The sequence below is a fragment of the Elstera litoralis genome, assembly GCF_000963705.1.
In the GTDB taxonomy this organism is placed as follows: Bacteria; Pseudomonadota; Alphaproteobacteria; order Elsterales; family Elsteraceae; genus Elstera; species Elstera litoralis.
Window position 1 is genome coordinate 1 of sequence record NZ_LAJY01000345.1, and the last position, 1,507, is coordinate 1,507.

At 58.4% G+C, this 1,507-nt stretch carries 3 protein-coding genes and 1 tRNA gene; 2 read left to right on the forward strand and 2 right to left on the reverse strand.

The window, feature by feature from the left end; genetic code table 11:
• The first annotated feature begins 43 nt into the window (after positions 1-43).
• A complete protein-coding gene (locus VZ95_RS23110; RefSeq protein ID WP_045776263.1) occupies positions 44-202 on the forward strand; it encodes a DUF3309 family protein in 159 nt (52 codons plus the stop codon).
• 61 nt (positions 203-263) lie between these two features.
• A complete protein-coding gene (locus VZ95_RS23115; RefSeq protein WP_084627775.1) occupies positions 264-419 on the forward strand; it encodes an entericidin A/B family lipoprotein in 156 nt (51 codons plus the stop codon).
• 123 nt (positions 420-542) lie between these two features.
• Here the strand turns inward: VZ95_RS23115 and VZ95_RS13220 are convergent.
• Positions 543-617 (reverse strand) — tRNA-Gln (locus VZ95_RS13220).
• A 78-nt stretch (positions 618-695) separates the two neighbouring features.
• Positions 696-1,507, reverse strand: an 812-nt coding sequence (gene dnaA, locus VZ95_RS13225) for a chromosomal replication initiator protein DnaA (RefSeq protein ID WP_045776264.1), incomplete at its 5' end; no start/stop codon positions are given.

The following is a 1,507-nucleotide window of genomic DNA, read 5'->3' on the forward strand; positions in this document are numbered from 1 at the left end:
AGGAACTGTTCTAGCGACTCATTTTCGAGAGAAGGGGATTGCTATGAGTATCGGCTTAATTCTACTTATTATCTTAGTATTGATGTTGATTGGCGCGCTCCCCCGATGGCCCCATAGCAATAGTTGGGGGTATTATCCGAGCAGCGGCCTCGGCATCGTTCTTATCATCGTCATTATTCTCGTCGCAACCGGGCGGGTTTAACGGACTTCAGGGTTGGCGGCACCCCTTTGCGCGCCTCATTTTTAATCGGAAAGATCGCATCATGACCCAAGTAAAACCCAAGACCCTTCTTCTTCTCGCGACGCTGCTGGCCGGAACGGCCTTACTCGCGGCCTGCAATACGGTCGCAGGCGCCGGTCAGGATATGCAGCAGGGCGGGAAAGCCATTGAAAAAAGCGCCGACAAGCACGCCCCATAAAAGGCAGGATTAAGCGCCCCCTCACTTAAAAACAGGGGGCGACCCGGACCGACATCCCAATGGCCCCTGCGAGAAATTCGTCGGAATGCTTGTTGGGAACTCTCTGTAACCCGAGAGAAAGCTTGGCTGGGACGGGAGGGATCGAACCTCCGGATGCCGGAATCAAAATCCGGTGCCTTACCGCTTGGCGACGTCCCACCAGTCAGCGCGGCAGACCCTAGCGAGGTTGACGGTTGGGATCAAGCCCTTCTTGCACCTAACGGGCAGGGTTGATCTTTAGCATTCCAACATGCGGCGCAGGAGTTCGAGATCTTCGGCGAGGCTGGCGTCGGTTGCGATCAACTCGTCGATTTTGCGAACGGCGTGCATCACGGTGGTATGGTCGCGCCCGCCGAACTTGCGGCCGATTTCCGGTAAGGATTTCGAAGTCAGCGCCTTGCTGAGATACATGGCCATCTGGCGCGGGCGGGCGACTTGCCGGGCGCGCCGGGCCGAGGACATATCGGCGACGCGAATATTATAATGCTCGGCGACGCGCTTTTGGATTTCTTCCACCGTCACCCGCCGGTCGTGGGCGCGCAACAGATCGTGCAGCACCTCCTGCGCCGTTTCCAGCGTGATCGAGCGCCCTACCAGTTGCGCGTGCGCGACGAGGCGGTTCAGCGCGCCTTCCAACTCGCGGACGTTGGAGGCGATTTTATGGGCGAGAAACTCCATCACCTTCTCGGGCACGGGCGTGCCGAGCTGATCGGCTTTCGAGCCGAGAATGCCTAAGCGCAGCTCGTAGGTGGTCGGGTGAATATCGGCGACCAGGCCCCAGCCGAGGCGGGAGCGCAGCCGCTCTTCCAGCCCTTCGAGATCGGACGGGGATTTATCGGCGGACACGATCACCTGGCGGTTCTGATCGACCAGCGCGTTGAACGTGTGGAAAAACTCTTCCTGGGTCGAATCCTTGCCGCTGATGAACTGGACATCGTCGATCATCAGCACGTCCACCGAGCGGAACTGGTCCTTGAAGGCGACCGTATCCTTGAAGCGCAGCGCCCGGATGAACTGGTACATGAATTTTTCGGCGGACAGATAAATCA

Excerpts from the sequence above, each read along its gene's own strand:
- VZ95_RS23115 (WP_084627775.1), top strand. The coding sequence starts at position 264 with ATGACCCAAGTAAAACCCAAGACCCTTCTTCTTCTCGCGACGCTGCTG.
- VZ95_RS23110 (WP_045776263.1), top strand. The coding sequence starts at position 44 with ATGAGTATCGGCTTAATTCTACTTATTATCTTAGTATTGATGTTGATT.